Below are 24959 nucleotides of genomic sequence, written 5' to 3'. Positions count from 1 at the left end.
CATATTTGGCACCCGAAAACGCTCATTTTTGAGCTTTTTTTGGGCTTTTCAGCGCCAAAAAGCCGGTACCAGTCCGAGATGTTAATACCTATATTAACTTTTTGGAAATTTTTAACGTATACGTTAAAAAACTGCCGTTGCACCCTTATTTCAATGCGCTGGCGGCTGTGGCGGCTTCTTTCGCCTTGCCCGCCGCAAACATCAGCGAGGGCTTGCCGGCCTCGACCAGTGCGAGTTCGGCTTGCACAAAGCGGCGGGTGGTTTGGGCCTGCAGGTCCAGTTTGCAGGCCGTCCAGGGTTTCATGCGTTCACGGGCGGTGTCGTCGCGCTGATACTCGAACAGTGATTTCTCCGGCTCCGGGTGGGGGCCGCAGGCTTTTTCCACCAAGTCGAGGAAGGCCGGCTGCATCAGCATGCTGCGGTTCCAGCCCTTGCGCCTGAGCATCTGCCTGTCGATGATGAACATGCTGGAGGCGGGTGTGTCCCGCATCTCGTCAAGCACAGCCTGTGGCATACCCTGGGCCATCAGGTAGCCGTAGACCTTGCTGCTGACAGCCTGCAGCAACTGGGTGCGTGTGGCCTCACTGATGCCGGGGTCTTTGGCGGCAATCCGGTGCACGCCAAGCTCGGCAAACGGGTAGAGCACCCGGTCACTGCCGCCGGCAAACAGCAGAAAGCAGGCGCTGTAGCACCGCGATTCTGACCCCACCACCACGCTTGCCGTGCTTTTTTCAAACAGCTCGGCAAACTTCATGGCCTCGATGACATTGCCGCCCTGGGAGTCCAGCCAGATGTAATTGGTATAGGCCTTGAGGTTGCCGGGTTGCAGCAAAAAAGTCCTGAACTTCTCGAAGTCGCCGTCCCTGATCTCACCCGTGACGCCGATGGCCACAGGCCCGAACGTGCCTTCGGGCAGCAGTGAGAATTCGGCCGCGCTGGCGGTGACCGGCTGGCTGCAGAAAACGGCTGCTGCGACAAAGCTGCAGAGCAGGCGGGTGATTCTGGACAGGCTCATGGCGCAGGTGAATATGCGAAGGCGCAGGTCAAGGTGCGCGCCCGCTCAGCCCTTGAATTCCCAGTTGGTGCTGGCACCCAGCACGGCGTTGGGGTAGGGTGCCTTGCCGCGCGAGCCGTTGTAGCGGCCCAGCCCCATGAAGAGGTCGCCCTTTTCGCGATCCAGGTAGTGGCGCAGGATCACGCAGCCAAAACGCAGGTTGGTCTGCATGTGAAAGAGCTTGCTCGCGTCGCCATCGCCTATCACCCGCGTCCAGAAGGGCATGACCTGCATGTAGCCCCGCGCTCCCACCGGGCTGACGGCAAATTTGCGGAAGTTGCTTTCGACCTGGATCAGGCCCAGCACCAGCGTGGTGTCCAGCGCGGCGCGCTTGCTTTCGTACCAGACGGTCTGCAGAAACTCCTTGCGGATCTGCCACTCGGGTTTTTTCTTTTTGAGACGGTCGCTCATCGCGCCCAGCCAGCGCAGGTAGGCGAGGCGGCTTTCGGTGTCCTTGAACTCGGGCACGGGCGGCGCCTGGCTGGCGATGGCAGAGCTGAGCGCCGTGCGCACCGAGTCGATCATCGGCTCTTCCAGCTGCCCGCCCGCATGCGCCTGCTGCGGCAAGAGCAGCGAGCCCAGCAGCGCAGACGAGGTCAGCAGGCAGGCCCTTCTTGTCTGTGGCCCGGTGCTGGTGTCGTGCGCGTGGTCTGGCTGCATGGAAGTTGCAAGAGACTAAATACCGAGTTTTGCCTTGAGGAATTCAAGCGCGCCAGCAGCATCGACCTTGGTCGACTCCGCATCTCGGCGGTGCTGGTATTCAAGCTGGCCTTCTTTCAACGCGCGGTCGCCTATGGTCACGCGGTGCGGCACGCCTATCAGTTCCCAGTCGGCAAACATGGCGCCCGGGCGCTCGTTGCGGTCGTCCAGCATCACGTCCACACCTGCGGCGATCAGCCCTGCGTAGAGCTTGTCTGAAGCCGCCTTGACCTCGGGAAAGCGGTCCGGGCTGATGGGGCAGAGCACGATCGTGAAGGGCGCAATCGCGTCGGGCCAGATGATGCCCTTGGCGTCGTGGTTCTGTTCGATGGCAGCGGCCGGCAGGCGCGTGATGCCTATGCCGTAGCAGCCCATCTCCAGAAACTGCGGCTTGCCGTTTTCACCGAGGAAGGTCGCGTTCATGGCCTGGCTGTATTTGGTGCCGAGGTAGAACACATGGCCAACCTCGATGCCGCGCTCAATGGCCAGCGCACCCTTGCCGTCGGGCGACGGGTCGCCCGCAACGACGTTACGCAGATCGGCCACCAGTTCAGGCTCGGGCAGGTCGCGGCCCCAGTTCACGCCGGTGGTGTGGAAGTCGATCTCGTTGGCCCCGCAGACCCAGTCGGCCATGACGGCGACTTCGCGGTCGACGACAAGCTTCACGGGCTTCTTCAAATTCAGGGGGCCGAGGTAACCCGGCTTGCAACCGAAGTGTTCTTCAATCTCGGGCAAGGTGGCAAAGCGGAAACCGGCCAGGCCGGGCACCTTGCCGACCTTGACTTCATTCATGTCATGGTCGCCGCGCAGCAGCAACAGCCAGACCTGCGTCTTCTTGACCTTGCCGGCCTCATCGAGCTCGTCGGTCGCCAGCACCAGCGACTTCACGGTGGACTGCAGCGGGATGGAGAGCAGCTCGGCCACATCGGCGCAGGTCGCCTGGCCCGGCGTGGCGGTTTTGGTCAGGGGCTGTGAAGCCGCCTTGCGCTCATCCTGAGGCGGCAGGGCTTCGGCTTTTTCCATGTTGGCGGCGTAATCGCTGCCGGGGCAGTAAACGATGGCGTCTTCGCCGGTCGCGGCAATCACCTGGAACTCTTCGCTCAGGTCGCCGCCTATGGCGCCGCTGTCGGCGGCGACAGCGCGGTAGGTCAGGCCAAAGCGGTCAAAGATGCGGCGGTAGGCGGCGGCCATGACCTGGTAGCTCACCTTGGCGGCGGTCTGGTCGCGGTCGAAGCTGTAGGCGTCCTTCATGATGAATTCGCGTCCGCGCATCAGGCCAAAGCGCGGGCGGCGCTCGTCGCGGAACTTGGTCTGGATCTGGTACAGGTTTTTCGGCAGCTGCTTGTAGCTCTTGATGTCCTGGCGCATCACGTCGGTGATGACCTCCTCGCTGGTCGGCTGCACCACAAAGTCGCGGCCGTGGCGGTCCTTGATGCGCAGCAGCTCGGGGCCCATTTTTTCAAAGCGGCCGGTTTCCTGCCAGAGCTCTGCCGGCTGTATGACGGGCATGGTCATTTCAACGGCGCCGGCGCGGTTCATTTCCTCGCGGACGATGGCCTCAACCTTGCGTATCACGCGCAGGCCCATGGGCATGTAGTTGTAGATGCCGGCGCCCAGCTTTTTGATCATGCCGGCACGCATCATGAGCTGGTGGCTGACGATCTCTGCGTCTGCGGGAGCTTCCTTGAGGGTGGAAATGAAGAACTGCGAGGCTTTCATGTGCGTTTTTTCTGGAATTCGGGGTTGGAACGGCGCGGGATGCGGGCCGGAGCCCTTGCGGCAGCTTGGCTGTAGCGCCTTCGCTGTGCATAATGGACTCAGTTTAAAAAATTTGAGGTTTGATTATGCTTGACCGGGACGGCTTTAGGCCCAACGTCGGCATCATCTTGCTCAACCAGAGAAGTCAGGTATTTTGGGGCAAACGTATCCGTACCCACTCGTGGCAATTTCCGCAGGGTGGCATTGACCGGGGCGAAAATCCCGAGCAGGCCATGTTCCGTGAGCTGCATGAAGAGGTGGGATTGTTTCCACAGCACGTACAGGTGCTGGCCCGAACCCGAGACTGGTTGCGCTATGAGGTGCCTGACCGGTTCATCCGCCGCGATGCGCGCGGACACTACAAGGGGCAGAAACAGATCTGGTTTCTGCTCCAGCTGGTTGGTCACGACTGGGATTTGAACCTGCGTGCCACCGACCACCCTGAATTCGACGCATGGCGCTGGAACGATTACTGGGTTCCGCTTGATGTCGTGGTTGAATTCAAGCGTGGCGTTTATGAAATGGCCCTGACCGAGCTCGCGCGTTTTGTACCGAGGCTTGACCACAGGCCTGACCATCGCAACCGCTATCTCAGGGGCAACGCGCATCCACGCGACCCGTCTTCGCCTTATGGTTCTGACAACGCGGGCCGCCCAGGCGCCTCTTTCGAGTTGCCGCCCGGCGCTACTTTTGAACCTGATCCGAAAACCAGCCTTGGTCCGGATACCCCCAGGAAAGAATGATGAGATTCAAATCGGTTTTCAAGGCGTCTGCTGCGGCGCTTCCGGCCATGCTGCTGGCCGTGACTCTGCTTGCGCCGGCGTCCGGCCATGCCCAGTTCTTCCAGGACAACCCCGACTGGAAGGAAACCGAAGTTCCTCCACCGCCTGCCTACGATGTCCGCAAACTTGTGACGTTTGAAGTCGCCGGTAATTCGTCACTGATCTATGGCGTGGACCCGGCGACCATCACCATTTCCAACGCCGACGGTGTCGTCCGTTACGTGATGGTGGCCACAAGCCCCAGCGGCGTGAAGAACGTGGTGTATGAAGGCATTCACTGCGTTACCGGCGAAGTGAAAGTCTATGCGCGCGAGGTGGTGGGCAAATGGCAGCCGACGAGCAATCCGCAGTGGCAGTCGGTGTTTGATCCTCTGCCCTCACGTCACGCGCTTGCGTTTGCAAAAGCCGGCGCATGCGATGCACGCGCAACGGCAGGCTCGGTAGGCGAGATCATCACCAAGGTCAAAAACCGCCATCTCTACCGCGACCAGTAGCGCTTGCTGGCGTGGCCAGCAGCCTTAGCGGGTAAGCACCAGGTTGGTCCGGTGCAACATTTCAGCCTCGCCGGTGTAGCCCAGCAGCTTTTCAAACTCTGAAGAAGCCTTGCGGCAAATCAGCCGGGCTTCCGAGCTCGAATAGTTGGCGAGACCTCGCGCAATCTCCACACCCTCGGCATCCCGCACGGCAATCACGTCGCCGCGCGAAAACTCGCCCTGCACCGCCGTCATGCCAATCGGCAGAAGGCTTTTGCCTTCATCACGCACCTTGCTGACTGCGCCCGCATCGACCGTGACCGAGCCACGCATCTGCAGGTGATCGGCGATCCATTGCTTGCGGGCCTGGTTCTTCTGGGTTTGCGCCACCAGCAGGGTGCCTATGGCTTCGCCTTGCGTCAGGCGTATCAGGGCCTGTGGCTCGCGGCCCCAGGCGATCACGGTTGATGCGCCGGAGCCTGCCGCACGTTTTGCTGCAAGAATCTTGGTGATCATGCCGCCGCTGCCTATGCTGGAGCCGACACCGCCGGCCATGGCCTCGAGCGCCGGGTCACCGGCTTTGGCGACATCGACAAATTTTGCATCGGGGTTTTTGCGCGGGTCGGCGGTGTAGAGGCCGCGCTGGTCGGTCAGGATGATGAGCGCATCGGCCTCCACCAGGTTGGCCACCAGCGAACCCAGCGTGTCGTTGTCGCCAAACTTGATTTCATCGATCACGACGGTGTCGTTTTCATTGATGACGGGCACCACGCCCAGTTGCAGCAGGGTCAGCAGCGTGGAGCGTGCGTTGAGGTAACGCTCGCGGTCTGCAAGGTCGGCGTGGGTGAGCAGCACCTGTGCGCTGCCAATGCCGTTTTCGCGCAGCTTGGTTTCATAGGCCTGTATCAGCCCCATCTGCCCGACAGCCGCTGCCGCCTGCAGCTCATGGATGGCTTTGGGCCGGTTGGCCCAGCCCAGACGCTTCATGCCTTCGGCAATCGCACCGCTGCTGACCATGATGACTTCGCGCCCGTCCTTCACCAGTGCGGCGAGTTGTGTACACCATTCGCCAATCGCATTGAAGTCGAGCCCGCGGCCTTCGTTGGTCACCAGGCTGGAACCGACCTTGACCACGATGCGTTTGGCATTGCGCAGGACGCTGGAACTTGTGGTGTCTGACATGCTGGAGGTATTTCTGTCCGTTGCAGGCACAGAGTCTGTCTTTGTCTGGTTGCTGGGCAGCGCCTTTGTGGCGCCTGGCGATTATTCGGGTGGCAGTTCGACAAACCGCGGATCAATGTCTTCCGGCGGCTGCTCGCTCTTTTGCACTTCCTTGACGTGCTTGTAAATGGTCTTGATCAGCTGCTCGCAGCCCTCGCGCGTCAGCGCGGAAATCTCGAACACCGGACCCTTGAACTTGAAGCGCTTGACAAAATCCTTGACGATCGCCGCGCGTTTGTCGACGTCGATCATGTCGAGCTTGTTCAGCACCAGCCAGCGCGGCTTCCTGTACAGCGCCTCGTCGTATTTCTTGAGTTCACCGACGATGGCCTTGGCCTGCGCGACGGGGTCCACGCCCTCGTCAAACGGTGCCAGGTCAACGATGTGCAAAAGCAGGCGTGTGCGCTGCAGGTGGCGCAGGAACTGGTGACCCAGGCCTGCACCTTCGGATGCGCCTTCAATCAGGCCGGGCAGGTCGGCCACGACAAAGCTCTGCTCGGGCCCGACGCGTACAACGCCCAGGTTGGGGTGCAGCGTGGTGAAGGGGTAGTCGGCAATACGCGGACGGGCGTTGGACACTGCCGAGATGAAGGTGGATTTGCCCGCATTGGGCATGCCCAGCAGGCCGACATCAGCCAGCACTTTCAGTTCCAGCTTCAGGCTCTTGCGTTCGCCGGGCCAGCCAGGCGTTTTGCTGCGTGGGGCACGGTTGGTCGAACTCTTGAAACGCAGGTTGCCAAAACCGCCGTCGCCGCCCTTGGCAATCATGATTTCCTCGCCTGGCACCAGCAGCTCGAACAGCACCTCGCCGGTTTCGCCATCGGAGATGATGGTGCCGACCGGCATTTTCAGAATGATGTCGTCGCCCTTGGCGCCAAACATGTCAGAGCCCATGCCATGGCCGCCGTTGCGGGCCTCGTGGCGGCGTGAAAAGCGGAAATCTACCAGGGTGTTGAGGTTGATGTCGGCCACCGCATAGACATGGCCGCCGCGACCGCCATCACCTCCGTTGGGGCCGCCAAATTCCTTGTACTTCTCGTGACTGAACGAGACGCAGCCCGCCCCGCCATCGCCTGCGGCAATGTCAATAAAGGCTTCGTCTACAAATTTCATAAATTGGTAAAAAGTTTCGCTACGCTGCGCTCCGCACGATACTTTTTACCAGATTTGTCAGTAAAAAGAGCTCGGGGCGGCCCGTCGCTTTTTTAAAAGATAAGAACGAAAAAAAAGCCCCGACAGGTCGGGGCTCCGTTTCAGTCAAGCGACTTAATCGAAGTGATCAGCTTACGCCGGGGTCACATTGACAGTGTGCTTGTTCAGTGCGCCCTTGGTGGCGAACGACACCTGGCCATCGACCAGCGCAAACAGGGTGTGGTCCTTGCCCACGCCGACGTTCACGCCAGGGTGGAACCTGGTGCCGCGCTGGCGAACAATGATGCTGCCTGCGCTGATGATCTCGCCGCCAAATTTCTTGACGCCGAGCATTTTGGGTTGTGAATCACGCCCGTTTCGCGTAGAGCCGCCGCCTTTTTTCTGTGCCATTTTTCAATACTCCTTGGTGCGTTCCTGCTTAACCGACGATGGCGCCGATTTGCAGTTCCGTGAAGTTCTGACGGTGACCCTGACGTTTCTGGTAGTGCTTGCGACGGCGCATCTTGAAGATGCGAACCTTGTCGTGCCTGCCCTGGGAAAGGACAGTAACCGTAACAGTAGCGCCGGACACCAAGGGCGTACCAACCGTGATAGTGCTGCCGGTGCCGACAGCCAATACCTGGTCAATAACGATCTCTTGGCCTACGTCCGCAGCAATCTGTTCTACTTTAATTTTTTCTCCAGTAGCAACCTTGTATTGTTTGCCACCGGTTTTTATGACCGCGTACATGTAAGACCTCTTAAATTGAGTTCTGCGGACGGATTTCCACAGAGCCCAAGATTCTAGCATGGCAGGCAGAAAATAGCCAGTCAGGGCGGTTTTGCCCAGCATACCCCCCGCCGGGAAGGCCCCGCCTTCCTATAATCTGGCCACATTTAACGTCTGGAACGCCTCTTGTCCGTCAACTCTTCAAGCACCGCCTCCGCCCTGGCCCTGATCGCCGATGACATGCAGGGAATGGACGCGGTGATTGGCCAGCGCCTGAAGTCCGAAGTCCCGCTGGTCAGCCAGGTGTCTCAATACATCATCGCAGCGGGTGGAAAACGCCTCAGGCCGGCCCTGTTGCTGCTGGTTTGCGGCGCCTTGGGCTACAGGGGTGAGCAGCGCTTCAACCTGGCGGCCGTCGTCGAATTCATCCACACTGCCACGCTTTTGCACGACGACGTGGTGGATGAATCCACGCTCAGGCGCGGCAGGGCGACAGCGAACGAGGCTTTCGGCAATCCGGCGAGCGTGCTGGTGGGCGATTTCCTGTATTCCCGCGCTTTCCAGATGATGGTGGACGCTGGCGACATGCGCATCATGCAGACACTGGCGGAGGCGACCAACGTGATTGCGGAGGGCGAGGTTCTGCAGCTCATGAACATGCATGATGCCTCCCTGTCCGAGGAGGGTTACCTGCTGGTGATCCGGTCCAAAACCGCAAAACTCTTTGAAGCAAGCGCGCGGCTGGGTGCCTTGCTGGCGAAAGTGTCGCCGGACCTGGAGGCGGGCTGCGCCGAGTACGGCCAGGCGCTGGGCACCGCTTTCCAGGTGATTGACGATGTGCTCGACTACGACGGCGATGTGTCTGAAATGGGCAAGAACCTGGGCGATGACCTGCGTGAGGGAAAGGCAACCTTGCCGCTCATCATCGCCATGCAGCGGGCAAGCGAGGCAGAGCGGGCCACCATACGCGAAGCCATCGAAACGGGTGGCACGGCAAAAATGGCGGAAATCATTGAAATCGTCCAGAAAACCGGCGCGCTGGTCGCAACCCGGGACGCCGCCATGGCAGAGGCGCAAAGGGCGCTTGATGCCTTGCGGACCTTCCCTGAAAACATTTACAGTAATGCATTACGGCAACTGGCCTCGCAATTGCTGGAGCGGCGCTCCTGATCTCTTGCAAGCTGCGCCAGTGCCGGCGCGGGGTGTAGCTTAGCCTGGTAGAGCGCTACGTTCGGGACGTAGAGGCCGGAGGTTCGAATCCTCTCACCCCGACCATTCATGGTCTCCCCATCACAACGCATTCGTGGGCTTTTGGTGCCACATCCTGCCTTTTTGCCGGTTTCCCCACATGGCGGGGGCAAGCTTATATTTTCGATTTACACCCATGGCGCGATGGGCGATGATATCTACTTGATGCTACCCGTTGCCTCGATGGGGCAGGATTTACAGGACTATGGCCGCTGTTGAAACCGTACTGAACGAAGCCCCTTCCATGGCATTACCCGGTCTGGGCCGGGCCCTGGTGATGGCGGGAAAACTGGGTCAGAAAGCCGCTGAAGACATTTTTCGCAAGGCCCAGAGCGGCCGCACCAGCTTTATTGCCGAACTGACGGGCTCCGGCGCGGTTTCCGCGTCTGATCTCGCCCACACCATGTCTTCGGCTTTTGCCGCGCCCCTGCTTGACCTTGACGCCATTGATGTACAGCGGCTGCCCAAGGGGCTGCTGGACGGAAAGATCTGCCAGACCTACCGCATCGTTGTCCTGAGCAAGCGCAACAACCGCCTCATCGTTGCAACGGCGGACCCCTCCGACCAGGAAGCGGCGGAAAAAATCAAGTTCTCGACCCAGATGGGCGTGGACTGGGTCATTGCCGAATACGACAAGCTGTCCAAGCTCGTGGAGGCATCAACGACCACCGCTGCCGAGGCGATGGAAAGCATCATCGGCGACGACTTTGAGTTCGATGAGTCCAGCGCCGAGATGTCGAGCGAAAGCACCGATACCAGCGTTGCCGAGGTCGAAGACGCGCCGGTCGTCAAATTTCTGCAGAAAATGCTGCTCGATGCCTTCAGCATGCGGGCATCTGACCTGCACTTCGAGCCGTTTGAGCACACCTACCGCGTCCGTTTCCGGGTTGATGGCGAGTTGCGCGAAATCGCCTCGCCGCCCGTGGCCATCAAGGAAAAGCTCGCCGCCCGCATCAAGGTGATATCCAAGCTGGACATCTCCGAAAAACGGGTGCCACAAGACGGCAAGATGAAACTCAAGATCGGGCCGGACCGGGTGATCGATTTCCGGGTCAGCACCTTGCCGACCATGTATGGCGAAAAAATCGTCATCCGTATTCTTGACCCGAGCAGCGCCAAGCTGGGCATTGATGCGCTGGGCTATGAGCCCGAGGAAAAAGCCCGGTTGATGGATGCGATCAGCCGTCCGTATGGCATGGTGCTGGTGACCGGCCCCACGGGTTCCGGCAAGACGGTTTCACTCTATACCTGCCTGAATATCCTGAACAAGCCCGGTGTCAACATCGCCACGGCAGAGGATCCGGCTGAAATTACCCTGCCTGGCGTGAACCAGGTCAGCATGAACGACAAGGCCGGCATGACTTTTCCGGTGGCGCTCAAGGCTTTCCTGCGCCAGGATCCGGACATCATCATGGTGGGTGAGATACGGGATCTCGAAACCGCCGACATTTCCATCAAGGCCGCGCAGACGGGTCACCTGGTCCTGTCGACGCTGCACACCAACGATGCGCCTACCACCCTGACACGTATGCGCAACATGGGCATTGCGCCCTTCAACATTGCATCCAGCGTGATCCTCATCACCGCGCAGCGCCTGGCCCGGCGCCTGTGCCCCAATTGCAAGAAGCCCCACGATATTCCGCGGGAAACACTTCTTGAGGCCGGTTTTACGGATGATGAGGTTGACGGTTCATGGGCGCCCTACCGACCCGTGGGTTGCTCGATGTGTACAAACGGCTACAAGGGGCGCGTCGGTATTTACCAGGTCATGCCCATTACTGAAGAAATCCAGCGCATCATCCTGCGTGACGGCAGCGCGCTTGAGATCGCCGCACAGGCTCAGTCCGAGGGGGTACGCAGCCTGCGTCAGGCCGGGCTCTATAAAGTTAAACTAGGCTTGACGTCGGTCGAGGAAGTTCTGGCCTGCACCAATGTCTGACGACGCCTGCCGTTTCGTGTGCGTGGCACGGTGCGCGAAGGTCATGCTTCACGGTAACCCCGCTCTCTGAACGAGAAAATTTATGGCAACAGCAGTATCCAAGGGTGTTCAGGAATTCGTTTTCGAATGGGAAGGCAAGGACCGCGGCGGCAAGGCGGTCAGGGGCGAGATCCGGGCAGCCGGCGAAAACCAGGTCCAGGCCGCGCTGCGCAGGCAGGGCGTCATGCCTGTCAAGATCAAGCGGCGGCGCATGCGCTCCGGCAAGTCCATCAAGCCGAAGGACATCGCGATTTTTACCCGCCAGCTGGCCACCATGATGAAGGCTGGCGTTCCCCTTCTGCAGTCCTTCGATATCGTGGGTCGGGGTAATGCGAATGCCAGTGTCACCAAACTGCTCAATGATGTGCGTACCGATGTCGAAACCGGTACTTCCCTGAGTGCTGCCTTCCGCAAATATCCGCTTTATTTCAACGCGTTGTACTGCAATCTCGTTGAAGCGGGTGAGGCCGCCGGTATCCTTGAATCCCTCCTTGACCGGCTTGCGGTCTATATGGAGAAAACAGAAGCCATCAAGTCCAAAATCAAGTCGGCATTGATGTACCCGATTTCCGTAGTCGTGGTCGCATTTGTGGTGGTGGCCGTCATCATGATTTTTGTGATTCCGGCATTCAAGTCGGTGTTTTCCTCCTTCGGTGCCGATTTGCCTGCGCCTACCCTGCTGGTGATTGCCATCAGCGAATTTTTTGTAGCCTATTGGTGGCTGATTTTTGGCGGTACGGGCGGTGGCCTGTACTTCTTCTTCCAGGCCTGGCGGCGCAGCGAGAAGATGCAGCGGGTCATGGACCGGGTCATGCTCAAGATACCTGTCTTTGGCGCCCTGATTGAAAAATCATGCATTGCGCGCTGGACGCGTACGCTGTCCACCATGTTTGCGGCCGGTGTTCCGCTGGTTGAAGCGCTTGATTCCGTTGGCGGGGCTTCCGGCAATTCGCTGTATGCCGATGCGACCGAGAAGATACAGCAGGAAGTCTCGACCGGCACCAGCCTGACGGCGGCCATGAGCAACGCCAACCTGTTCCCGACCATGGTGCTTCAGATGTGTGCTATTGGCGAAGAGTCCGGTTCTGTAGACCACATGCTGGGCAAGGCGGCAGACTTTTACGAGGCCGAGGTTGATGAAATGGTGGCCGGCCTTTCCAGCCTGATGGAGCCCATCATCATCGTGTTTCTTGGCAGCCTGATCGGCGGCATCGTGGTAGCCATGTACCTGCCCATCTTCAAGCTGGGTCAAGTCGTCTGATGCTGGCAGGGGCGGCTGGCTTGTCGGCCTGGATGCTTGCCGGCATCGCAGGTGTGTTTGGCTTGCTGATCGGCAGCTTTCTCAATGTGGTGATTCACAGGACGCCGCTCATCATGTACCGGCAGTGGCTGCGTGAATCCAGCGACAACCTCATGGCCGCCGATCCTGCGATGGGGGTCAATGTATCGCTGTGGGATCTCGTTTTTGGTGGCAAAACCGCACCCCCGCAACACCTTTACACCAGTGCAGAAGCTGCTGGCAAGGCGCTTGATGCATTGCCGCCTCTTGGAATCGCCAAACCCCGTTCGCGCTGCGCCCACTGCGGCTCTGCCATTGCCTGGTACCAGAACATACCGGTGTTGAGTTACCTGGCGCTTGGGGCCAAATGCGCCGGTTGCGGCAAACGCATCAGCGTGCGTTACCCGCTCGTGGAAATTGTCACCGGTATCCTGTTCGGCATGTGTGCGTATCGCTGGGGGCTGACATGGACTGCGGCGGCGTGGTGTGCATTTGCGGCCATTCTGATCTGCCAGTTCATGATTGACCTCGATACCCAGTTGCTGCCGGACAGCCTGAACTACCTGCTGCTGTGGCTGGGACTGGTCGCGGCCTTGCTGGGCCTGACGGTGCCGCTGGCGTCAAGCGTCTGGGGCGCTGTTGCGGGCTACCTGATTTTGTGGGCCATCTATCACCTCTATCGCCTGGCCACGGGCAAGGAGGGCATGGGCTACGGCGATTTCAAGCTGCTGGCCGCCCTGGGCGCATGGCTGGGCGCCGACTATCTGCTGGCCATTGTGCTGGTGTCTGCTGTCGTCGGCACTGCGCTGGGCAGTGCCATGCTGATTGCCGGGCGGCTCGCCAACAAAGACATTCCCATCGCCTTTGGCCCTTTCCTCGCGGGCGCCGGACTGGTCTGTCTGGTGCTAGGCCCGGAACAGGTGCGGGCGTTGCTGCCGTTTGCCTTTCCTTTTGTGATGCGCTGACGTGCGAGTCGGGCTGACCGGTGGAATAGGCAGCGGCAAAAGTACCGTTGCCCGCATGTTTGTCGATTGCGGCGCTGTGCTGATTGATGCGGATGCCATTTCGCGCGCCGTCACCGCTGCAGGCGGCGCGGCTGTCTCGCCGGTGGCAAGGCAGTTCGGCCCGCAGGCCGTCACGCCTGAAGGCGCCATGGACCGTGACTTCATCCGGCAACTGGTGTTTGACAATCCCGCAGCACGCCTTCAGCTTGAAGCCATTATTCATCCGATGGTAGGTCTGGAATCATTGCGTCAGGCAGAGCAGGCCATGCGCAGGGGCAGTGCCTGCGTGCTCTTTGACATTCCGCTGCTGGTCGAGTCAGGCCGCTGGCGCCAGCAACTGGACAAGGTGCTGGTCGTTGATTGCAGTGAAGCCACCCAGGTCGCGCGGGTCATTGCGCGTAACGGCTGGACACCGGAGGCCGTGCAGAAGGTGATGGCCGGGCAGGCTACCCGCGCTGCGCGGCGTGCGGCAGCTGACATCTGCATCTACAACGATGGCCTGTCGCTCGAAGAACTGGAGCTGGCGGTTGGGCAGATTTCACGCAGCTTCGGGCTATGATGCGCAGACATCCCTCAATGAGCCGATAAAGACAGTGCCGTGATCCTTTACGAGTATCCCTTCAACGAACGCATACGCACTTACCTGCGGCTTGAGCACCTCTTCCACCGTCTTGGGGAACTGGCAGCAAGGGACACCCCCACCGACCATCACTACGCCATCACCACGATCTTTGAAGTGATGGACGTCGCCGCGCGTGCCGACCTGAAAATGGACGTGCTGAAAGATCTTGAAAAGCAGAAGCAGATACTCAACAGCTACCGCGGCAACCCGGCCATTGCTGAAGCCGTGCTGGATGACGTGACCGCGCAGCTTGAAGGCTGTTTTTCGGCGTTGAATGGCCTGGCGGGCAAGGCGGGCCAGACGCTGACCGAAAACGACTGGCTGATGAGCATACGCAGCCGCGTCGGCATTCCCGGCGGTACCTGTGAGTTTGATTTGCCCGCCTACTTTGCGTGGCAACACTTTGATGTCTCCCGGCGACAGCAGGACCTGCAGCGCTGGATCTCGACGCTTGTGCCCCTCGCTGAATCGATTCGACTGTTGCTGCAGCTGCTCCGCGACTCCGGTGCCGCGCAAAAAGTGATGGCGGCCGCCGGCCAGTACCAGCAAAACCTGCCGCAGGGGCGTACTTTCCAGTTGCTGCGCCTGCGCATGGACCCGTCGCTGGGCCTGATTCCCGAGATCAGCGGCAACCGCCTGATGGTGTCAGTGCGCCTCATGCGCCATGAAGGCGATGACCGCCTGCATGCTTCGACCGATGACGCCTCTTTTGAACTGACGCTCTGCTCCTGAACTGATGGGCCTGCAGCCCTTGTCCAGCCAGGTATTTATCACCATCTGCAAATCATGAAGCCAGCCATGACACCAGATCAGCCAGCCCCGAAAATTGTGGTGTGCCCTGCCTGCAAGGGCAAAAGCATTTATGCCCCCAGCAATGCGTTTCGTCCCTTTTGCAGCGAGCGTTGCAAGAACATGGACCTCGGCGCCTGGGCCAGCGAGAGTTTTCGTATGCCGGTTGATACGCCGCCGGATGATGAGTTTTACGGCGATCCGAAATTCCAGTGATCAGGCCTGAAGCCTGAGCGTAGTCGTGATGCGGCCATCAAGAGCCGCTGGTTTCCAAAAAGACAGGGAGGAAATATGAATCAGAAATCCGTGCTCCAGCGCGTTCGGCTCGGGCTTTTCAGCGTACTGATCGCCGCAGCAATGTCTGGTGCTGCGTTCGCAGCAGAAGCCGACGTACCACCGGCCCAGCCTGCCGCCAAAAAGAAAAAGGCCGACAAGCCAAAGTCAGCCAGGGTGAAGTTCATGCCGGGTTCGGAAGAAACCCGTGCGGAGCGCCGGGCCAGGCTCAAGATCGAGTGCAAGGGGGCAGTCAACGCCGGCGTCTGCACCGGGTACACACGCTAGGCTCGCAAGGGCTCTGGCACAGGCCGCGTCAGGCTGCAGGCGTGCCCAGCACCTGTTGCAGTTCGCCGTTTTCGTACATCTCCATCATGATGTCCGAACCGCCGATGAACTCACCCTTCACGTAGAGTTGCGGAATGGTCGGCCAGTTGCTGTATTCCTTGATGCCGTTGCGGATTTCAGGGTCTTCCAGTACGTTCACGGTGGCGGGTTTGCTGACGCCGCAGGCCTTCAGTACCTGGATGGCGCGGCCTGAAAAACCGCATTGCGGGAACTGCGCCGTGCCTTTCATGAACAGCACAACGTCGCTGGACTTAACGATCTGGTCAATGCGTTGCTGGGTGTCGCTCATGGTCAATCCTTGATCTGGTGGTTGGGTCAGTGGCTTGCAGATGCCGCTTGGCCCGAAAAATTCAATGCCCCGATTATCCCGCTGTTCGCAGGTTTAAGTTTCAGGCAAACCATTGCCCGCCGGAGCAGCGGTTTATCCCCGCAATATCCTGATGGCTTTGCACCTGTGTAAAGCCCTGTTCCGCCAGCAATTCGCACACCCTGCCGGACTGGTCGTAGCCATGCTCCAGCAGCAGCCAGCCGCCCGCATGCAGGTGTCCGGGTGCCTGCCCGATGATCTGGCGGATGTCGTCCAGCCCGTCGGTTCCGGCCGTCAATGCCTCAAGGGGCTCATGTTTCAGGGCTGCCAGATGGTCGTCGGCGTCGGCGATATACGGCGGATTGCTGAGTATCAAATGAAAGTGGTCGCTGACTTTGTCCAGCCAGGTGCTTTCGGCAAACTGCACCGTGAGGCCGAGTTGCGCGGCGTTTTCGCGGGCGACAGTCAGCGCGTCGGCACTCGCATCGATGGCAGACATCTCCACCGGACGGCCTTGCTGCCGCCATGTGTGCGCCAGTGCCAGCGCGATCGCGCCGCTGCCGGTGCCCAGATCCAGCACCCTGATTTTTTGGGTGAATGCCCACTGCGGCGCAAGGTCGAGAGCCCATTGCACCAGCGTCTCGGTGTCCGGGCGCGGCACCAGCACGCGGGCATCCACCTTCAACCGCTGCCCAAAAAATTCCTTGTAGCCGACGAGATAGGCCAGCGGCTCATTGTTTGAGCGGCGCAGGCAGAGCTGGTGAAAAGCGTCGTTAACGGTCTCGTCCAGCACATCATCGTCATGCGCGAGCAGCCAGGCGCGGCCGGCATCAGGACGGCCGAGCGCGTGCAACAGCAGCAACTGCGCATCCAGCCTGTCCAGGCCCAGCGCGGCAGCGGCCTGCAGGGCCTGTGCACAAGTCATGGCCATGGCGGCGCTCAATTCTGGGAGGCCGTTTCCAGCTCAGCCAGCTGTTCGGCACCACTGGCCACCTGCAGGGCGGTGACCACGTCTTCCAGGTCGCCTTCCATGATGGTGAGCAGCTTGTACAGGGTCAGGTTGATGCGGTGGTCCGTGAGCCGGCCCTGTGGGAAGTTGTAGGTGCGTATGCGGTCGCTGCGGTCGCCGGTGCCGACCAGGCCCTTGCGCAGGGCTGCATCTTTGGCGGCGCGTTCAGACCGGTCTTTTTCATGGATGCGCGCGGTCAGCACTTTCAGCGCCTGCGCCTTGTTGCTGTGCTGGCTGCGGCCGTCCTGGCATTCGGCGACGATGCCGGTGGGCAGGTGGGTGATGCGCACTGCAGAGTCAGTTTTGTTGATGTGCTGGCCGCCGGCGCCGCTGGCGCGGTAGGTGTCTATGCGCAGGTCGGCGGGGTTGATCTGTATCGCCACGGCTTCGTCAGGCTCGGGCATCACCGCCACCGTACAGGCGCTGGTGTGGATGCGGCCCTGGGTCTCGGTCGCCGGCACACGCTGCACGCGGTGGCCGCCCGACTCAAAGCGCAGCTTGCCGTAGACGCCGACGCCGCTGGCATCAAGGGCGCCTTCCACACGCAACACGACTTCCTTGTAGCCGCCCAATTCACTGGGGGACTCGCTGATGATTTCAGTGCGCCAGCCCTTGCGCTCTGCATAACGTGTGTACATGCGGAACAAATCGCCTGCGAACAGGGCAGATTCATCACCGCCCGTGCCCGCGCGGATTTCGACAAAAGCCGGGCGTACATCGTCCGGGTCCTTGGGGATCAGCATCAGTTGCAGCGCTTCGTCGATCTGCGCGATGTCGGCTTTGGCGGCCGTAATTTCTTCTTCGGCCATCTCGACCATTTCGGCATCATTGCCGGCGTCGCCCAGCATGGCTTGCGCACTGGCGAGGTCGGCCTCGCGGCTGGTGAGCTTGCGGTACTGCTCTGCAATCGTGCTGGCTTCGGCGTGCTCACGCGTGAGGCTGCGAAAGCGGTCCAGATCGCTCACCACATCGCTGGCGGACAGCAGCGCGTCCAGTTCATGCAGTCTTAAAAGCTGGCGGTCGAGGGTCTGGCGGAGAAAGGGTTTCATGGGGGAAAGGTTTTATCTGCTTGTCATCCCGGACTTGATCCGGGATCCATGACTTCGCGTGCGTATACGGGGTTCGGGTTCTGAATTGCGAATCAGGCCCGCAATGACAAAACCCGGGCGGCGATGAATCGCCGCTAACGCTCTTTGTCTTCAGGCCGCAGTTTGGGCAGCTGGCCGCGCAAAAACAGTTTTGAGACTGTTTGCGCCGTGGCTTCGCGGTTGGCAGCATCGCCTGCGTGCAGTTCGGCCAGCGTACCGTGCAGCATTTTTTGCGTCAGGCCGCGGCTCAGCGCATCCAGCACGTCGTCAATCGATTCGCCTTTGACCAGCAGTTTTTTTGCGCGTGCAATTTCAAGCGCACGCCATTCGTCGGCCTGGGCGTTGATCTGCCGGATCAGCGGCACCGTGCCGCGCTGGCCCAGCCAGTGCATGAAGTTCTGCACACCGGCGTCGATGATGACTTCGGCTTCGGCCACGGCGGCCTGGCGGTTGTCCTTGCCGGTCTGCACCACCTGCGCGAGGTCGTCGACGGTGTAAAGGTAAATGTCAGGCAGCTCCTTGACCTCGGGCTCGATGTCGCGCGGTACAGCCAGGTCGACCATGAACATGGGCTTGTGCTTGCGCAGCTTGACGGCGCGCTCCACCGCGCCCAGGCCGATGATGGGCAGGGTGCTGGCGGTGCAGCTGATGACGGCGTCGAACTCGTGCAGGCGCGTGGGCAGGTCAGCCAGGCGCATGACTTCTGCACCAAAGCGGCCGGCGAGCTTTTCGCCACGCTCCAGCGTACGGTTGGCGATCGCCATCGATTTGGGTTTGCGCGCGGCGAAGTGGGTGGCAGCCAGGTCGATCATCTCGCCTGCGCCCACAAAAAGAATGCGGATATCGCCGAGGTCTTCAAACAGCTGGCCGGCCAGCCGGACGGCCGCTGCGGCCATGCTGATGCTGTGGGAGCCGATTTCGGTACTGCTGCGCACTTCCTTGGCGACGGCAAACGAGCGCTGGAACAGCTGGTGCAGCGTGGTGCCCATGGCGCCGGCGTCTTCGGCGGCACGCACCGCGTCTTTCATCTGGCCGAGGATTTGCGGCTCGCCCAGCACCATGGAATCCAGCCCGCTGGCGACGCGAAACGCATGGCGTGCGGCCTGGTCGCCTTGCAGCGTGTAGGCATGTGAGCGCAGCAGGGCGGGCGAGACGCCGCCGCTGTGGGCCAGCCACTCCAGCGTGTTGTCGAGGTCGGTGTTTTCGCCGGCGCAATAGATCTCGGTGCGGTTGCAGGTCGAGAGAATCGTGGCTTCGGGCTGGCGGGCGAGCGAGGAGCGCAAACCCTTGAGGGTCGGCTCTATCTGGTCCATGGAGAACGCAAATCGACCGCGCAAATCAAGCGGTGCGGTGTTGTGGTTTAGCCCAAGGGCCCAGACTGACATGCCCTGATTATAAAATTGAAGCACCCCGGCAGGCTTTGGCCTGTATCAATAGCCGTTCAATCGCTCTTTGTGGCGCGCTTGGCGGGGCCTTTCACCGGACGATGGAACCCGCATGACCGCCTACCTTCTCGCCGACCACCTGCTCAATTTCATTCTGCCCGCAGCGGCTGTGGCCTTGCTGTTGATGTTGCTGGCGCAGTTTTTCGGCCGGTTTTACAAACGCAAACGCGCCTCAAGCTACAGCTGGCGGGCGCAGCTGGGCATTATTTTTGTCGTGAACCTCGCCATCCTGGTGGCGGGGCTGGTGGTGTTTGGGGTTGACGGAAAAATGGCGACCTATGCGGCGCTGGTGGTCGGCGGCGCGCTTTGCCACTGGGTGCTGGGCCGGGGCTGGAAGGCCTGATCGGCCTGGATGATTCTGACGGTCTGACGGCGCTGCATCCCGCCAGATTCTGAAAATTTAACGTATACAGCAAAAATTTAACTTTTACGGCAAGTTTTTGTTTTCTGGCATTTCTGGCGTGCCCAAAACCCGAAAAAAAGCCCAAAAAAGGCCTGTTTTTGGCATCAAATTGGCCTGTAGGCCAATAGATACGTACGTGAGTAGCTATTAAATTAGTAGCAAAACCAGGCTGCGATCCAGCCAGTCAATGCTGGTCGTCAGGCTTGAACACATGCACCTGGTCAGTGATGATGCCGTCCAGGCCCAGCGCCAGCATCTCCTGCACGGCCGCTGATTCATTGGCGGTGTAGCAAAGCGTCCTGAGGCCCGCCTCCCTCGCCTGGCTCACAGTCGCCTCGTTCCACAGGCGGTAGTTGCAGACAACAGCTGTGCAGTCCAGCGCACTGGCGGTGTCCAGCCAGCCCGGCTTGAGCGCGTCCAGCAGCAGTCCGCGCGGCAACTGCGGCTGGGCAAGGCGCGCTGCCTGCAATGAGGCAGGCTGGAATGACGACAGCAGGGGCGGTGTTGTATTGCCTGCCCACAGGGCGGCGGCCGCATTCGCAACTGTGGTCCCGGTGAGGCCTTCAAGCCCAGGTGTGGGTTTGATCTCGATATTCAGAAAGAAGTGGTTGTCCAGGCAATAGCGCGCAATGACTTCAAGGCTGGCCAGTGGCTCACCGGCAAACGCCGCTGAATGCCAGCTGCCGGCGTCGAGCTTTGACAGGGTTTGCCAGTCGAGGGCGCGTGCATCGCCCTTGCCATTGCTGGTGCGCTCCAGCGTCGCATCGTGCAGCAAAAACAGCACATCGTCGGCGCTGAGTTTGACGTCGCATTCGAACATGCGGTAGCCGTGGCTGGCGCCCAGCTTGAAGGCGGCGAGGGTGTTTTCAGGCGCCAGCTTGCCGGCGCCGCGGTGTGCGATCCAGCGGGGGTAGGGCCAAACATTCGCCCCCACGCTTGCCACTTCGTGTGCTGCGCTGCCCCCCGAGGGGGCTGTGCTTGCTTGGGGCGGCCCTGCGCTGCGCACGTTCAACTAGATTCGCTTTCCGCTATCAGCGTCAAACCAGTGGAGGCGATCCATACGCGGCGCGACATGAATCGTCGAGCCGATCTCAGGCGCGCTCGACAGGCTTTCATCGGTACGCACAATCAGAAACTCATTGCCCAGCCTGCAATACACCAGCCGCTCGGCGCCCAGCATTTCGATGGTGTCAACTTGTACCGCCCAGCCCGTGTTGCCGACCTGCAAATGCTCTGGGCGTATGCCCAGGATGGCACCAGGTTTGCCGCCAAAGTCGGCATTCGGCGCCTGTTTCAGCAAATTCATGGGCGGCGAGCCCATAAAGCTGGCCACGAAAGTCGTGGCAGGGCGGTTGTAAACCTCTTCGGGCGTGCCGAACTGCTCCATGCGGCCGGCGTTCATCACCATCATGCGCTGCGCAAGTGTCATGGCCTCGACCTGGTCATGCGTGACGAAAAGCGAGGTGATGCCGAGCTCGCGGTGCAGCTTCTGAATTTCCAGCCGGGTTTGCACGCGCAGCTTGGCGTCGAGGTTGGACAGCGGCTCGTCGAACAAAAACACCTGTGGCTGGCGCACGATGGCGCGGCCCATGGCCACGCGCTGGCGCTGGCCACCCGACAGGGCGCGGGGCTTGCGGTCCAGCAGGTGGCCCAGTTCCAGAATCTTTGCCGCCTTGTCGACGCGGGTCTTGATCTCGGCGACGGGCACTTTCGCAATTTTCAGGCCGTAAGCCATGTTGTCGAACACCGTCATGTGCGGGTAGAGCGCGTAGTTCTGGAACACCATGGCGATGTCGCGTTCGGACGGCTCCAGGTCGTTGACGACACGCCCGCCAATGTTGATCTCGCCGCCCGAGATTTCTTCCAGCCCGGCCACCATGCGTAGCAAGGTCGACTTGCCGCAGCCGGACGGGCCGACGATGACGATGAACTCGTGGTCCTTGATTTCGGCGTCCACGCCGTGCAGCACCTTGACGGCGGTTTTGCCGGAACCGTATTGCTTGACGACGTTTTTAAATGAAAGAGATGCCATTATTTTTCCGTATCCACGAGGCCCTTGACGAACCACTTCTGCATCAGCACCACCACAAATGCGGGTGGCAGCATGGCGAGGATGGCGGTCGCCATGACCACATTCCATTCGTTCTGGGAGTCGCCGCCGGCAATCATGCGTTTGATGCCGATGACGACCGGGTACATGTCTTCGCTGGTGGTGGCCAGCAGCGGCCAGAGGTACTGGTTCCAGCCGTAGATGAACTGGATCACAAAGAGCGCCGCCATGGAGGTCTTGGACAGCGGCAGCAGGATGTCCCAGAAGAAGCGCATCGGGCCGGCGCCGTCCATGCGGGCGGCTTCGACCAGTTCATCGGGTACCGTCAGGAAGAACTGGCGGAACAGAAAGGTCGCCGTGGCCGACGCGATCAAAGGCACTGTGAGGCCGGCATAGGTGTTGAGCATGCCGAGATCAGACACCACCTTGTAGGTCGGGCCGATCCGCACCTCCACCGGCAGCATCAGCGTGACAAAAATCGCCCAGAAGAAAAAGTTTTTCAGCGGAAAGCGGAAATAGACAATCGCAAACGCCGACAGCAGCGAGATGGCGATCTTGCCGAAGGTGATGACCAGCGCGGTCACCAGGCTGACCCACATCATGTGCGCTACGGGTGCAGTCGAACCCTGGCCATTGGCATTGCCAAACAGGGCGGCCTTGTAGGTTTCCCAGAAGTTGCTGCCTGGTAGCAGCGGCATGGGGGTCTGCACGATTTCCTGCGCGGTATGGGTCGATGCCACAAACGCCAGGTAAAGCGGGAAGGCGACGATCAACACGCCGAGAATCATCACGGCGTGGGCCAGTATTCCCAGAGTTGCTCTGCGCTCGACCATCAGTAGTTCACCTTCTTTTCAACGTAGCGGAACTGGAGGACAGTCAATACAACCACGATCGCCATCAGAACGACCGACTGGGCAGCCGAGCCCCCAAGGTCCATGGCCTTGAAGCCGTCGTAATACACCTTGTAGACCAGGATGGACGTCTCCTGCCCCGGCCCGCCGTGTGTGGTGGCATCGACGATGGCGAAGGTGTCGAAGAAGGCGTAGACCATGTTGATCACCAGCAGGAAGAAGGTGGTCGGCGACAGCAGGGGAAACTGTATGGTCCAGAACCGCCGCCAGGGGCGCGCGCCGTCGATGGCTGCAGCTTCAATCAGTGATTTGGGAATCGACTGCAAGCCGGCCAGGAAGAACAAAAAGTTATACGAAATCTGCTTCCAGACCGCTGCCATCACGATCAGCGTCATCGCGTGGCCGCCATCCAGAAGATGATTCCAGTTGATACCCATCTTGCCGAGGGCGTAAGCCACCACGCCCAGCGAGGGCGAGAACATGAAAACCCACAGCACGCCTGCCACCGCAGGGGCCACAGCGTAGGGCACGACCAGCAGCGTCTTGTAAAACAGCGCGCCCTTGATGATGCGATCGGCAAAGACCGCCAGAACCAGCGACAGGCCTATGCCCAGTACGGCAACCAGGATGGAAAACAGCGCTGTGGTCTTGAAAGAGGCGAGGTAACCCGCGTCGTTAAAAAGCTGCCTGAAGTTGGCAAACCCCACCCATTCGGTCGAGGTGCCGAACGCATCCTGCACCTGGAAGGACTGCATCAGCGCCTGCGCCGCCGGCCAGAAGAAAAATACGCTGATGACGATGACCTGTGGCGCCAGCAGCAGCCAGGGCAGCCAGGCAGAGCGGAAGAGAACGCGTTTTTCCATAAGTCGGCAAGTATGGCGGGTGTCACAGCGGCTGGCCAGCCGCTGTGGTCAGGGCATCAGCCCTTATTCGCCTTCTGGAAGCGTTCGAGCTGTTCGTTGCCGCGTTTGACGATGGCATCGAGCGCTTCTTTTGCGGTCTTCTTGCCGCTCCAGACCTGTTCGAGTTCTTCGTCCTCAATCGCACGCACCTGCACATAGTTGCCCAGGCGTATGCCGCGGCTCTTGTCAGTGACCTTGCGGATCATCTGCGTCACCGCCACGTCGGTGCCGGGGTTCTGCTTGTAGAAGCCGGATTTCTCGGTCAGCTGGTAGGCCGCCGTCGTCACAGGCAGGTAACCCGTACGCTTGTGGCTGGCTGACTGCACTTCGGGGCTGGAGATGTAGTTGAAAAATGCCGCCACACCTTTGTATTCCGCCGGTTTTTTGCCCGACATCACCCACAGGCTGGCACCGCCGATGACGGTGTTCTGGGGTGCGCCGGCGATGTCCTGGTAGTAGGGCAGGGGCGCCAGGCCGTAAGCGAACTTGGCGTTCTTGGCCACGTTGCCGTAAAAGCCTGAAGACGTGTTGATCATGGCGCATTCGCCGGAGACAAAACTTGCTTCGGGCACATTGCCGCGGCCCTTGTAGATGAACAGGCCCTGCTTGGACATATTGGCCAGGTTCTCGATGTGGCGCTGGTGCAGGGGAGAGTCGATCTTCATGCGCGCGTCCATGCCCGACAGGCCATTGGATTTGGTCGCAAATTCGACGTTGTGCCAGCTTGAGAAGCTCTCAAGCTGCGTCCAGCCCTGCCAGGCCGTTGTGAAGGGGCACTTGTGGCCCGAGGCTTTCAGCTTGGCGGCGGCATTGACCACTTCGGGCCAGGTCGTGGGCGCCTTGTCTGTGGGCAGTCCGGCTGCCTTGAAGGCGTCCTTGTTGTAATAAAAGATGGTGGTCGAGCTGTTGAACGGGAAGCTCAGCATCTGGCCGTTGGGCGCGGTGTAGTAACCGGCCACTGCAGAGACATAGGCGGTGGGGTCGAACTTGTAACCGGCGTCTTTCATGATCTGGGCCACGGGCACCACAGCGCCCTTGCTGGCCATCATGGTTGCAGTGCCGACTTCAAACACCTGAAGGATGTGTGGTGCATTGCCGGCGCGGAAGGCGGCGATAGCGGCGGTCATGGACTCGTCGTAACTGCCCTTGAAGACCGGGACGATCTTGTAGTCCTTCTGGCTGGCATTGAAATCCTTGGCCAGGTCATTGACCCACTCGCCGTTGACCGCCACCATGGAATGCCAGAACTGGACTTCGGTCTGGGCCTGGCCGGCAAGCGGGGCCAGCAGGGCAGTAGCGGCAATGGCCAGCCCGGAAAGGCGGGCTTTTGACGAGTTGGTATTCATTAAGACTCCTGAAAACGGTTGCGTTTGGTGAATCGAACAGTGTGCAAACTGTTTGTGACAAGGGGATTTAAGCGATCTGGCGGTTTTTTAACAAGCGGGTTTCCCATGAGGTCATGGTTCCTGCTCTCCGGGGCAAATGCTGCGCTGCGTTAACATAGCAATGACACAG

General features: G+C 60.3%; 27 protein-coding genes and 1 tRNA gene. 12 read left to right on the top strand and 16 right to left on the bottom strand.

The annotated features are described in order from the left end of the window. Window positions 1-145: 145 nt before the first annotated feature. The 3 genes from HYX42_RS13925 to HYX42_RS13915 are packed head-to-tail and all read right to left on the bottom strand — an operon-like array spanning window position 146 to window position 3472. On the bottom strand, window positions 146-1015 hold the full coding sequence (locus HYX42_RS13925) for a hypothetical protein (protein ID WP_293403988.1): 870 nt from the start codon (window positions 1013-1015) through the stop codon (window positions 146-148). Window positions 1016-1060: 45 nt separating this feature from the next. Further along, the gene (locus HYX42_RS13920) at window positions 1061-1714 is read right to left on the bottom strand and encodes a lytic transglycosylase domain-containing protein (protein ID WP_293403986.1); all 654 of its coding nucleotides are present in this window, start codon (window positions 1712-1714) and stop codon (window positions 1061-1063) included. 15 nt (window positions 1715-1729) lie between these two features. After that, the gene (locus HYX42_RS13915; RefSeq protein ID WP_293403984.1) at window positions 1730-3472 is read right to left on the bottom strand and encodes a proline--tRNA ligase; all 1743 of its coding nucleotides are present in this window, start codon (window positions 3470-3472) and stop codon (window positions 1730-1732) included. A 125-nt stretch (window positions 3473-3597) separates the two neighbouring features. Between HYX42_RS13915 and HYX42_RS13910 the strand changes: the two genes are divergently transcribed. Then, the gene (locus HYX42_RS13910) at window positions 3598-4254 is read left to right on the top strand and encodes an RNA pyrophosphohydrolase (protein ID WP_293403982.1); all 657 of its coding nucleotides are present in this window, start codon (window positions 3598-3600) and stop codon (window positions 4252-4254) included. Further along, window positions 4254-4787 (top strand): CNP1-like family protein, encoded by a 534-nt coding sequence (locus HYX42_RS13905; RefSeq protein ID WP_293403980.1) that lies wholly within the window; start codon window positions 4254-4256, stop codon window positions 4785-4787. Before HYX42_RS13910 ends, HYX42_RS13905 begins: the two co-directional genes overlap by 1 nt. 24 nt (window positions 4788-4811) lie before the next feature. On the opposite strand, the gene proB is transcribed toward HYX42_RS13905, so the two are convergent. The 4 genes from proB to rplU form a co-directional block, all read right to left on the bottom strand. Beyond that, window positions 4812-5948: a glutamate 5-kinase gene (gene proB / locus HYX42_RS13900; protein ID WP_293403979.1), complete on the bottom strand. Its 1137-nt coding sequence runs from the start codon at window positions 5946-5948 to the stop codon at window positions 4812-4814. An 81-nt stretch (window positions 5949-6029) separates the two neighbouring features. Continuing rightward, window positions 6030-7100 (bottom strand): Obg family GTPase CgtA, encoded by a 1071-nt coding sequence (gene cgtA, locus HYX42_RS13895; RefSeq protein ID WP_293403977.1) that lies wholly within the window; start codon window positions 7098-7100, stop codon window positions 6030-6032. A 171-nt stretch (window positions 7101-7271) separates the two neighbouring features. Next, window positions 7272-7529, bottom strand: coding sequence for a 50S ribosomal protein L27 (rpmA, locus tag HYX42_RS13890; RefSeq protein ID WP_293403975.1), 258 nt, complete (start codon window positions 7527-7529; stop codon window positions 7272-7274). A gap of 28 nt (window positions 7530-7557) precedes the next feature. Then, complete coding sequence (gene rplU / locus HYX42_RS13885) at window positions 7558-7869, bottom strand: 50S ribosomal protein L21 (RefSeq protein WP_077593996.1); 312 nt, start codon at window positions 7867-7869, stop codon at window positions 7558-7560. A gap of 165 nt (window positions 7870-8034) precedes the next feature. Here rplU and HYX42_RS13880 point away from each other — a divergent pair, with 165 nt between their 5' ends. From HYX42_RS13880 to HYX42_RS13840, 9 genes are all read left to right on the top strand, one after another. Beyond that, a complete protein-coding gene (locus HYX42_RS13880; RefSeq protein WP_293403969.1) occupies window positions 8035-9018 on the top strand; it encodes a polyprenyl synthetase family protein in 984 nt (327 codons plus the stop codon). A 28-nt stretch (window positions 9019-9046) separates the two neighbouring features. Beyond that, a tRNA-Pro gene (locus tag HYX42_RS13875) sits at window positions 9047-9123 on the top strand. A gap of 178 nt (window positions 9124-9301) precedes the next feature. Then, window positions 9302-11035 (top strand): type IV-A pilus assembly ATPase PilB, encoded by a 1734-nt coding sequence (gene pilB, locus HYX42_RS13870; protein ID WP_293403967.1) that lies wholly within the window; start codon window positions 9302-9304, stop codon window positions 11033-11035. An 82-nt stretch (window positions 11036-11117) separates the two neighbouring features. Beyond that, on the top strand, window positions 11118-12335 hold the full coding sequence (locus HYX42_RS13865) for a type II secretion system F family protein (protein ID WP_293403965.1): 1218 nt from the start codon (window positions 11118-11120) through the stop codon (window positions 12333-12335). Between the two features lie 32 nt (window positions 12336-12367). After that, window positions 12368-13318: an A24 family peptidase gene (locus tag HYX42_RS13860; protein WP_293404543.1), complete on the top strand. Its 951-nt coding sequence runs from the start codon at window positions 12368-12370 to the stop codon at window positions 13316-13318. Between the two features lies 1 nt (window position 13319). Continuing rightward, complete coding sequence (gene coaE, locus HYX42_RS13855) at window positions 13320-13916, top strand: dephospho-CoA kinase (RefSeq protein ID WP_293403963.1); 597 nt, start codon at window positions 13320-13322, stop codon at window positions 13914-13916. 39 nt (window positions 13917-13955) lie between these two features. Then, window positions 13956-14711 carry a cell division protein ZapD gene (gene zapD / locus HYX42_RS13850; protein ID WP_293403961.1) on the top strand — a complete coding sequence of 252 codons (756 nt, stop codon included), beginning with the start codon at window positions 13956-13958 and terminating at the stop codon, window positions 14709-14711. Between the two features lie 54 nt (window positions 14712-14765). After that, window positions 14766-14984 (top strand): DNA gyrase inhibitor YacG, encoded by a 219-nt coding sequence (locus HYX42_RS13845; protein WP_293403959.1) that lies wholly within the window; start codon window positions 14766-14768, stop codon window positions 14982-14984. A gap of 75 nt (window positions 14985-15059) precedes the next feature. Next, window positions 15060-15329 carry a hypothetical protein gene (locus tag HYX42_RS13840; protein WP_293403957.1) on the top strand — a complete coding sequence of 90 codons (270 nt, stop codon included), beginning with the start codon at window positions 15060-15062 and terminating at the stop codon, window positions 15327-15329. 28 nt (window positions 15330-15357) lie between these two features. Here the strand turns inward: HYX42_RS13840 and grxD are convergent, their stop codons facing one another. The 4 genes from grxD to hemA all read right to left on the bottom strand — a co-directional run bounded on the left by grxD (window position 15358) and on the right by hemA (window position 19178). Continuing rightward, window positions 15358-15678, bottom strand: coding sequence for a Grx4 family monothiol glutaredoxin (gene grxD, locus HYX42_RS13835; RefSeq protein WP_293403955.1), 321 nt, complete (start codon window positions 15676-15678; stop codon window positions 15358-15360). A gap of 100 nt (window positions 15679-15778) precedes the next feature. Further along, window positions 15779-16627 carry a peptide chain release factor N(5)-glutamine methyltransferase gene (gene prmC, locus HYX42_RS13830; protein WP_293403953.1) on the bottom strand — a complete coding sequence of 283 codons (849 nt, stop codon included), beginning with the start codon at window positions 16625-16627 and terminating at the stop codon, window positions 15779-15781. Window positions 16628-16635: 8 nt separating this feature from the next. Then, on the bottom strand, window positions 16636-17754 hold the full coding sequence (gene prfA, locus HYX42_RS13825; protein WP_293403951.1) for a peptide chain release factor 1: 1119 nt from the start codon (window positions 17752-17754) through the stop codon (window positions 16636-16638). Window positions 17755-17888: 134 nt separating this feature from the next. Continuing rightward, on the bottom strand, window positions 17889-19178 hold the full coding sequence (hemA, locus tag HYX42_RS13820; RefSeq protein WP_293403949.1) for a glutamyl-tRNA reductase: 1290 nt from the start codon (window positions 19176-19178) through the stop codon (window positions 17889-17891). 112 nt (window positions 19179-19290) lie between these two features. Between hemA and HYX42_RS13815 the strand changes: the two genes are divergently transcribed. Then, window positions 19291-19581, top strand: a complete 291-nt coding sequence (locus HYX42_RS13815) for a hypothetical protein (RefSeq protein WP_293403947.1) — start codon at window positions 19291-19293, stop codon at window positions 19579-19581. 244 nt (window positions 19582-19825) lie between these two features. Here the strand turns inward: HYX42_RS13815 and ugpQ are convergent, their stop codons facing one another. From ugpQ to ugpB, 5 genes are all read right to left on the bottom strand, one after another. Continuing rightward, window positions 19826-20575 (bottom strand): glycerophosphodiester phosphodiesterase, encoded by a 750-nt coding sequence (gene ugpQ, locus HYX42_RS13810; protein WP_293403946.1) that lies wholly within the window; start codon window positions 20573-20575, stop codon window positions 19826-19828. Between the two features lie 78 nt (window positions 20576-20653). Continuing rightward, on the bottom strand, window positions 20654-21673 hold the full coding sequence (locus HYX42_RS13805; RefSeq protein ID WP_293403945.1) for a sn-glycerol-3-phosphate import ATP-binding protein UgpC: 1020 nt from the start codon (window positions 21671-21673) through the stop codon (window positions 20654-20656). Continuing rightward, entirely contained in the window at window positions 21673-22524 is an 852-nt protein-coding gene (gene ugpE, locus HYX42_RS13800) for a sn-glycerol-3-phosphate ABC transporter permease UgpE (RefSeq protein ID WP_293403944.1), read from the bottom strand. Before ugpE ends, HYX42_RS13805 begins: the two co-directional genes overlap by 1 nt. Further along, window positions 22524-23405, bottom strand: a complete 882-nt coding sequence (gene ugpA, locus HYX42_RS13795) for a sn-glycerol-3-phosphate ABC transporter permease UgpA (RefSeq protein ID WP_293403942.1) — start codon at window positions 23403-23405, stop codon at window positions 22524-22526. Before ugpA ends, ugpE begins: the two co-directional genes overlap by 1 nt. Before the next feature lie 56 nt (window positions 23406-23461). Beyond that, window positions 23462-24790 carry a sn-glycerol-3-phosphate ABC transporter substrate-binding protein UgpB gene (gene ugpB, locus HYX42_RS13790; RefSeq protein WP_293403940.1) on the bottom strand — a complete coding sequence of 443 codons (1329 nt, stop codon included), beginning with the start codon at window positions 24788-24790 and terminating at the stop codon, window positions 23462-23464. Window positions 24791-24959: the final 169 nt, after the last annotated feature.

This window comes from Polaromonas sp. (assembly GCF_016185115.1).
Lineage (GTDB): Bacteria > Pseudomonadota > Gammaproteobacteria > Burkholderiales > Burkholderiaceae_C > Polaromonas.
The sequence above is the reverse complement of the archived record's forward strand: the minus strand, read 5'-3'. Positions and strand labels throughout refer to the sequence as shown.